This is a genomic window from Streptomyces sp. NPDC058373, from assembly GCF_042723275.1.
In the GTDB taxonomy this organism is placed as follows: Bacteria; Actinomycetota; Actinomycetes; order Streptomycetales; family Streptomycetaceae; genus Streptomyces.
On sequence record NZ_JBHXJE010000049.1, the window covers coordinates 40,100 to 48,542 of the forward strand.

The window sequence follows — 8,443 nt, forward strand, 5'->3', positions numbered from 1 at the left end:
CATCTGTGACCGGCACGGGCAATCGGGCCGCGGCCAAAGACAGCCCAGCCGGCGCTTGAGGCGAGTCAGTGGGCGCCACGGGCAAGCCGGGCCGCGGCCGAAGGACAGCCCGGCCGGCGCTTGAGGCCGATCGGCGACGGGCGCGGGGAAGCGGCGCCCGGCCCAGGACGGCCCAGCCCCCCCCGGCAGGGGAGGACCCGGGGGGTGTCAGTGGTCCCACGTAGACTCCGGAGCTGCCAGACCCCGCCCTGCCGACGCCCCGGAGGCCAGTCCGTGTCCACGACGTCCAAGCCGCCCTTCACGCACCTGCACGTCCACACCCAGTACTCGCTGCTGGACGGTGCCGCGCGGCTCAAGGACATGTTCGACGCGTGCAACGAGATGGGCATGAGCCACATCGCCATGTCCGACCACGGCAACCTCCACGGCGCGTACGACTTCTTCCACAGCGCCCAGAAGGCCGGCGTCACGCCGATCATCGGCATCGAGGCGTACGTGGCGCCCGAGTCCCGGCGGACCAAGCGGAAGATCCAGTGGGGCCAGCCGCACCAGAAGCGCGACGACGTCTCGGGCTCCGGTGGTTACACCCACAAGACCATCTGGGCGGCCAACTCCACCGGCCTGCACAACCTCTTCCGCCTCTCCTCCGACGCGTACGCCGAGGGCTGGCTCCAGAAGTGGCCCCGGATGGACAAGGAGTCCATCTCCCAGTGGTCCGAGGGGCTGATCGCCTCCACCGGCTGCCCCTCCGGCGAGGTGCAGACCCGGCTGCGCCTGGGCCAGGAGGAGGAGGCGCTGCGGGCCGCCGCCGAGTACCAGGAGATCTTCGGCAAGGACCGGTACTTCCTGGAGCTGATGGACCACGGCATCGAGATCGAGCGCCGGGTCCGCCAGGGCCTGCTCGACATCGGCAAGAAACTCGGCATCCCCCCGCTGGTCACCAACGACTCGCACTACACGTACTCCCACGAGTCGGTCGCGCACGACGCCCTGCTCTGCATCCAGACCGGCAAGAACCTCTCCGACCCGGACCGCTTCCGCTTCGACGGCACGGGGTACTACCTCAAGTCGACGGAGGAGATGTACGCCATCGACTCCTCCGACGCCTGGCAGGAGGGGTGCCGCAACACCCTGCTGGTCGCCGAGCAGATCGACACCACCGGCATGTTCGAGAAGCGCGACCTCATGCCGAAGTTCGACATCCCCGAAGGCTTCACCGAGGTCACCTGGTTCCAGGAGGAGGTGCGCCGCGGCATGGCGCGGCGCTTCCCCGCCGGCGTCCCCGAGGACCGCCAGCGGCAGGCCGAGTACGAGATGGACGTCATCATCCAGATGGGGTTCCCCGGGTACTTCCTCGTCGTCGCCGACTTCATCATGTGGGCGAAGAACAACGGCATCGCGGTCGGCCCCGGCCGAGGTTCCGCCGCCGGTTCGATCGTCGCGTACGCCATGGGCATCACCGACCTCGACCCGATCGAGCACGGCCTGATCTTCGAGCGCTTCCTCAACCCGGAGCGCGTCTCCATGCCCGACGTCGACATCGACTTCGACGAGCGCAGGCGCGTCGAGGTCATCCGGTACGTCACGGAGAAGTACGGCGCCGACAAGGTCGCCATGATCGGCACGTACGGCAAGATCAAGGCGAAGAACGCCATCAAGGACTCGGCCCGCGTGCTGGGGTACCCGTACGCCATGGGTGACCGGCTCACCAAGGCGATGCCCGCCGACGTCCTCGGCAAGGGCATCGACCTCGACGGCATCACCAACCCGCAGCACCCGCGTTACTCCGAGGCGGGCGAGATCCGGGGGATGTACGAGAACGAGCCGGACGTCAAGAAGGTCATCGACACCGCCAAGGGCGTCGAGGGCCTGGTCCGGCAGATGGGCGTGCACGCCGCCGGCGTGATCATGTCCAGCGAGCCGATCGTCGACCACGCCCCGCTGTGGACGCGGCACACCGACGGCGTCACCATCACGCAGTGGGACTACCCGCAGTGCGAGTCGCTCGGCCTGCTGAAGATGGACTTCCTGGGCCTGCGCAACCTCACCATCATGGACGACGCCCGCAAGATGGTGGAGGCCAACAAGGGCATCGACCTCGACCTGCTCTCCCTGCCGCTGGACGACCCCAAGACCTTCGAGCTGCTCTGCCGCGGCGACACCCTGGGCGTCTTCCAGTTCGACGGCGGACCCATGCGGTCCCTGCTGCGGCTGATGAAGCCCGACAACTTCGAGGACATTTCCGCCGTCTCGGCGCTGTACCGCCCGGGCCCGATGGGCATGAACTCGCACACCAACTACGCCCTGCGCAAGAACGGCCAGCAGGAGATCACCCCGATCCACCCGGAGCTGGAGGAGCCCCTCAAGGAGATCCTCGGCCTCACCTACGGCCTCATCGTGTACCAGGAGCAGGTGCAGAAGGCCGCCCAGATCATCGCCGGGTACTCGCTCGGCGAGGCCGACATCCTGCGCCGCGTGATGGGCAAGAAGAAGCCCGAGGAGCTGGAGAAGAACTTCGTCCTCTTCCAGGCCGGAGCCCGCAAGAACGGCTTCTCCGACGAGGCCATCCAGGCCCTCTGGGACGTCCTGGTGCCGTTCGCCGGATACGCCTTCAACAAGGCCCACTCCTCCGCGTACGGCCTGGTCACCTACTGGACCGCCTACCTCAAGGCCAACTACCCGGCCGAGTACATGGCGGCGCTGCTCACCTCGGTCCGCGACGACAAGGACAAGTCGGCGGTCTACCTCAACGAGTGCCGCCGTATGGGCATCAAGGTCCTCCCGCCCAACGTCAACGAGTCCGTCTCCAACTTCGCCGCCCAGGGCGACGACGTGATCCTCTTCGGCCTCTCCGCCGTCCGCAACGTCGGCTCCAACGTCGTCGAGTCGATCATCCGCAGCCGCAAGGCCAAGGGGAAGTTCGCCACCTTCCCCGACTACCTCGACAAGGTCGAGGCCGTCGTCTGCAACAAGCGCACCACCGAGTCGCTGATCAAGGCCGGCGCCTTCGACGAGATGGGCCACACCCGCAAGGGCCTCACCGCGCACTACGAGCCCATGATCGACAACGTGGTGCAGGTCAAGCGCAAGGAGGCCGAGGGGCAGTTCGACCTCTTCGGCGGCATGGGTGACGAGAGCGCGGACGAGCCGGGCTTCGGGCTCGACATCGAGTTCACCGACGAGGAGTGGGACAAGACCTACCTCCTCGCCCAGGAGCGCGAGATGCTCGGCCTCTACGTCTCCGACCACCCGCTCTTCGGCCTGGAGCACGTCCTCTCCGACAAGGCCGACGCCGGAATCGGCCAGCTCACCGGCGGCGACTACGGGGACGGCGCCGTCGTGACGGTCGGCGGCATCATCTCCGGCCTCCAGCGCAAGATGACCAAGCAGGGCAACGCCTGGGCGATCGCCACCGTCGAGGACCTGGCCGGTTCCATCGAGTGCATGTTCTTCCCCGCCACCTATCAGCTCGTCTCCACCCAACTCGTCGAGGACGCCGTCGTCTTCGTCAAGGGGCGCCTGGACAAGCGGGAGGACATTCCGCGGCTGGTCGCGATGGAGCTCCAGGCCCCCGACCTGTCCAACGCGGGCACCAACGCGCCGGTGATCATCACCATCCCGGCCGTCAAGGTGACCCCGCCGATGGTCAGCCGCCTCAGCGAGGTGCTCGACTCCCACCGCGGCAACTCCGAGGTGCGGATCAAGCTCCAGGGCCCCCGCAAGACCACCGTTCTCAGGCTCGACCGCCACCGGGTCCAGCCGGACCCGTCGCTCTTCGGCGACCTGAAGGTGCTCCTCGGCGCCTCCTGCCTGGCAGGCTGAGAGCGGGCGGCGGCCGAACCACGGCGCGACGAGAAGGGGCGCACCCCCGGTACGGGGTGCGCCCCTTCTCGTCAGCTCTGCCCTCGGGGAGACGCCCCCAGGGGCCGCGACCGGCCGGTCAGTTGTGGCCGAACCGGCGCTGGTGCTTGCGCGCCACGTCGGCCGGGCTGCCCTGCGCCGTGGACTGGATCGAGGAGATGGTCTCGGTCGACTTCTCCTTCGCCTGCTGCGCCGGGTTCTCGGCCGACTCGCGGCCCTTACTACTGCCCTGCTTGCGGTTCTTGTTCTTGGCCATGGAAATCTGCCTCCCGAAAAGGTGTGGGTCCGGGGCCGACTCCAGATTCACACAGGCGGACACTCTGCGCATTTCGTGTAATTACCGTGCGTGAGCGGGCAAGTGGTGGATTCCTCGCCCGATGCGCCACGCCGAAGATCGAGTTCGGGCCGTTAACGCCCACCAGGTCGGGCAGACTCGAAGGAAACCCGGCGCCGGGCCCCCGCCCGCCCCGGGACCAAGGGGAAAGAGGTGGTACGCGTGGACCGCTGCGTCGTTCTGGTGGACGCCGGATACTTGTTGGGCGCCGCCGCCAGCCTGCTCGCAGGAGACCCCTCCCGGTCCCGTATCTCCGTCGACCACGCCACCCTCGTCCGGCAGCTCCGCGAGCGCGCCGAGGTCGAGACTGCCCAGCCCCTGCTGCGTATCTACTGGTTCGACGGCGCGCCCGACCGCGTCCCCCAGCCCGAGCACCGCCGCCTGCGCGTCATGCCCCGCGTCACCGTCCGACTCGGCGCCCTGACCCGCAGCGACGGGCGGTGGGCGCAGAAGGGCGTGGACGCCGCCATGCACGCCGAACTCACCGAACTCGCCCGCAACAAGGCCTGCTCCGACATCGTCCTCGTCACCGGCGACGGCGACCTGCTGCCCGGCATGACCGCCGCCAAGGAACACGGCGTCGCCGTCCACCTCTGGGCCGTGCAGGCGGCAGGCGGCGACTACAACCAGTCCGAGGACCTCGTCGCCGAGGCCGACGAGCGCCGCCTGCTCGACCGCACCTGGATCACCCGCGCCATCCGCGCCCGCGACGCCGTCGGCGCCTGCGCCCCGCAGCCGACGCCCGGCCCCGAGATCGCCGCCATCCTCTCCGCGCCGCTGCCCGACACCGCCACCCGCCCCGGCCGCGACTCCGAGCCCGAGCACGCCCCGGCCCCCGCCGAGGCCAACGGCACCGACCCGGGCACCACCCACCCCCGCACCGTCCCCACCCCCAAGGACCTCGCCGCCCTGCGCGCCCCCGGCGACCGGCCCGCCCCCGCCGCCAAGGAGCAGCCCGCCACCGCCACCCTGCGCTGGTCCTCCGACAAGGGCCTGGTCGAACGCTCCGGCCCCGCCGACTCCCCGGACGACGCCGCCCTGCCCACCCTCGCCCAGCTCACCACGGCCGAGCAGCGGTGGGCCGACCGCGAGGAGGACATCACCACCGTCGGCGGCGACCCCTTCGAGGTCGGCCAGGTCTTCGCCCGCCGCTGGCTCGGCCGCCTCGCCGACCGCACCCTGCTGCCCCGCCTCGCCACCCTCTACCCGCGCATCCCGCACCGCATCGACGGCGAGCTGCTGCGCTACGCCGCCCGGTTCGGCCTCCTCGCCCACAAGGACGACCAGATCGACGAACACGACCGGTACGCGATCCGGGCCGGGTTCTGGCGCGAGATCGATCTCCCCGCCACCGGCCAGCCGACCGCCCCGCAGCCCCTCCACCACGTCCGCCCGCTGAGCTGAGGGGACCGCCCCGCCGGTCAGGGCCGCACCGCCGCCGCACCCCGTCCGAGGGTGCCGCAGGCGTGCCTGCCGCCTCGGCACGGCACCCCGGCCCCGGGCACAAAGCAGGCAACGCGACCCCGTAGGCTCGTCCCTCGTGAGCATGGACCGCACGGACTCCGCATCCGCCCCCCAGGAGCAAGCCGTCTGCGTCGTGCGTGACCTCGTGAAGACGTACCCGGCGACCCGGGGCAGACGCGGCGCCCCCGCGATCTCCGAGGTCCGCGCCACCGACCACATCGACCTCGACGTGCGCGGCGGCGAGATCTTCGGCCTGCTCGGCCCCAACGGCGCCGGCAAGTCCACCCTCGTCCGGCAGCTCACCGGACTCATGCGGCCCGACTCCGGCACCGTCCACCTCCTCGGCCACGACGTCGTCCGCCACCCCGAGCGGGCCTCGCGGCTCCTCGCCTACCTCGGCCAGGAGTCCACCGCCCTGGACGAGCTGACCGTCGCCCTCGCCGCCGAGACCACCGCCCGGCTGCGCGGCCTCGACGCCCCGGCCGCCCGCGCCCAGCGCGACGACGTCCTCGACGAACTCGGCCTCGGCCCGCTCGCCTCCCGGCCGCTGAAGAAGCTCTCCGGCGGACAGCGCCGCCTCGCCTGCTTCGCCACCGCCCTGGTCGGCAGCAGGCCGCTGCTCGTCCTGGACGAGCCCACCACCGGCATGGACCCCGTCGCCCGCCGCGCCGTCTGGGCCGCCGTCGACCGCCGCCGTGCCGAAGAGGGCACCACGGTCCTGCTCGTCACCCACAACGTCATCGAGGCCGAGACCGTCCTCGACCGGGTCGCCGTCCTCGAACAGGGCCGCGTCATCGCCTGCGACACCCCCTCCGGCCTCAAGACGCGGGTCGCCCACGAGGTCCGGCTCGACCTGCTCTGGCGCGAGCGGCCGCCGCTCGACGTGCCCGAGGTCGCCGCCCTGCGCGACTCCGCCGCCGAGTCGGGCCGCCGCTGGGTGCTGCGGCTCGCACCCGACGAGGCACGCGCCGCCGTCGCCGCCGTCACCGGCGGCTCGGCCTTCGCGGCACTGGACGACTTCACCCTGGCCACGCCGAGCCTCGAAGACGTCTACCTGGCACTCGGCGGCAGCGGAACGGGACTGGTGAAGACATGACAGGCGGCCCCCCGACCCCCACGACCGACCGCCGGGTCCCCGCGCCCGGCCGCGCCGCCCACGGAACGGGACCCGGCATGAGCACCACCGCCCCAGCGGCCACCCCCCGGCCCGTCGCCGCACCCGCCGCGCTCGCGCCCCGCGCCCGGCTGCTGCCCTCCCTCGCCGCGGTCTACCGGGCCCAGCTCTCCCGGGCCCGCGTCGCCCGCATCCCGCTGCTCTTCGTCGCGACCTTCCAGTCCGTCGGCATCATGATCCTGATGCGCGGCGTGGTCGACGGCGGCACCGAGGCGCACGCGGTGGTCGCCGGGTCCAGCGTCCTCGTCGTCGCCTTCGTCGCCCTCAACCTCCTCGCCCAGTACTTCGGGCAGCTCCGCGCGGGCGGCGGCCTCGACCACTACGCGACGCTGCCCGTGCCGCCCGCCGCGGTCGTCCTGGGCGCCGCCGGGGCGTACGCCTCCTTCACCGTCCCCGGCACCCTGGTGACCGCCCTCGTCGGCTGCGTCCTCTTCCAGCTGCCGCTGGCCCAGCTCTGGGTGCTGATCGCCGTCATCCCGCTCGCCGGGGCCGCCCTCTCGGGCCTCGGCGCCGCCCTCGGCCTGCTCGCGCCCCGCGCCGAGCTCGCCACCCTCCTCGGCCAGCTCGGCATGTCCGCGGCGCTGCTCCTCGGCGTGCTGCCCCCCGACCGGCTGCCCGCCCTGCTGGTCCTCGCCCGCGACCTGCTCCCCTCCACCTACGGCGTGGAGGCCTTCGCGCGGACCTTCGCGCCGCACCCCGACTGGGCGGCCGTCCTCGTCGACCTCGGGGTCTGCGCGGGCGTCGGCGTCGTCTCGCTGACCCTCGCCACCTGGGCGTACCGCCGGGCGGCCGTCCGCTGACCGCGCGCCCCGCCCCCACCGCCCCACGATCGGCCCTCCCGGCCCGCGTCCCCCCGGCCGGGCCTGGCACGATGTCCGGGTGACCGCACCGCTGAACCCGCCCACGCCACCGCACGGCCACCCCGGGTACGACCCCTGGCAGACGCCCGAGGGCGCGTACCCGTCCCACCCCGGTACGGTCCGGGACGAGCCGCTCGGCCGCGAGATCCGCCGCGCCGCGCTGACCGGCCTCGCCGTGGCCGTCCTGGGGCTGGCGCTCGGTTTCCTCTGGTCCCGGCTGGCCCCGCACGTCCCGCTGGTCTCCGACGGCGACGCCGTCTACCTCAAGGACACCGAGGGCGAACAGGCCATCGGCGCCGACGGCACCTTCGCCCTCCTCGCCCTGGCCTTCGGCGCGCTCGCCGGCGCCGCCGCCTTCCTCGTCCACCGCGCCGGCGGCATCCCCATGGTCTGCGGCCTCGCCCTCGGCTCCCTCGGCGGCGCCGCCATCGCCTGGCAGCTCGGCATGGCCCTCGGCCCCGACGGAGACGTCGCCGGGCACGCCCGGAGCGCCGGCCAGGGCGTCACCTTCGACGCGCCGCTGGAGCTCGGGGCGCTCGGGGTGCTGGTCGCCTGGCCGATCGCGGCACTGCTGGTGCATCTGGGATTGACGGGGCTCTTCGGGCCCCGGGAGGAGGAGCGGGGGGGCACCCCCTAGGTGTATTGACCACGAGCGTTGTTAACGCCGACGGGTCTTGATCATGGCGAAGACCTCCGGTGTGGTGGAGGTGTCGAGTCTTCACCGCACGGAGGTCTTCGTGTCCCACCGTA

The 8,443-nt window shown here is 72.0% G+C and carries 6 protein-coding genes; 5 read left to right on the forward strand and 1 reads right to left on the reverse strand.

Features of this window, described 5'->3' with window-relative positions:
* The first annotated feature begins 273 nt into the window (after positions 1 to 273).
* The gene (gene dnaE, locus ACFWMZ_RS23680) at positions 274 to 3,822 is read left to right on the forward strand and encodes a DNA polymerase III subunit alpha (protein WP_383177371.1); all 3,549 of its coding nucleotides are present in this window, start codon (positions 274 to 276) and stop codon (positions 3,820 to 3,822) included.
* 118 nt (positions 3,823 to 3,940) lie between these two features.
* Here dnaE and ACFWMZ_RS23685 read toward each other — a convergent pair whose 3' ends face one another.
* Complete coding sequence (locus ACFWMZ_RS23685; RefSeq protein ID WP_383177368.1) at positions 3,941 to 4,117, reverse strand: hypothetical protein; 177 nt, start codon at positions 4,115 to 4,117, stop codon at positions 3,941 to 3,943.
* 240 nt (positions 4,118 to 4,357) lie between these two features.
* Between ACFWMZ_RS23685 and ACFWMZ_RS23690 the strand changes: the two genes are divergently transcribed.
* From ACFWMZ_RS23690 to ACFWMZ_RS23705, 4 genes are all read left to right on the forward strand, one after another.
* On the forward strand, positions 4,358 to 5,599 hold the full coding sequence (locus ACFWMZ_RS23690) for an NYN domain-containing protein (protein WP_383177365.1): 1,242 nt from the start codon (positions 4,358 to 4,360) through the stop codon (positions 5,597 to 5,599).
* 142 nt (positions 5,600 to 5,741) lie between these two features.
* On the forward strand, positions 5,742 to 6,755 hold the full coding sequence (locus ACFWMZ_RS23695; RefSeq protein WP_383177456.1) for an ABC transporter ATP-binding protein: 1,014 nt from the start codon (positions 5,742 to 5,744) through the stop codon (positions 6,753 to 6,755).
* A 77-nt stretch (positions 6,756 to 6,832) separates the two neighbouring features.
* A complete protein-coding gene (locus ACFWMZ_RS23700; RefSeq protein WP_383177362.1) occupies positions 6,833 to 7,633 on the forward strand; it encodes an ABC transporter permease in 801 nt (266 codons plus the stop codon).
* 79 nt (positions 7,634 to 7,712) lie between these two features.
* A complete protein-coding gene (locus ACFWMZ_RS23705; RefSeq protein ID WP_383203912.1) occupies positions 7,713 to 8,330 on the forward strand; it encodes an AAA family ATPase in 618 nt (205 codons plus the stop codon).
* Positions 8,331 to 8,443 lie beyond the last annotated feature (113 nt).

Coding starts and splice junctions, on each gene's coding strand:
- ACFWMZ_RS23685 (WP_383177368.1), bottom strand. CDS start 4,117: ATGGCCAAGAACAAGAACCGCAAGCAGGGCAGTAGTAAGGGCCGCGAG.
- ACFWMZ_RS23700 (WP_383177362.1), top strand. CDS start 6,833: ATGAGCACCACCGCCCCAGCGGCCACCCCCCGGCCCGTCGCCGCACCC.
- ACFWMZ_RS23695 (WP_383177456.1), top strand. CDS start 5,742: ATGGACCGCACGGACTCCGCATCCGCCCCCCAGGAGCAAGCCGTCTGC.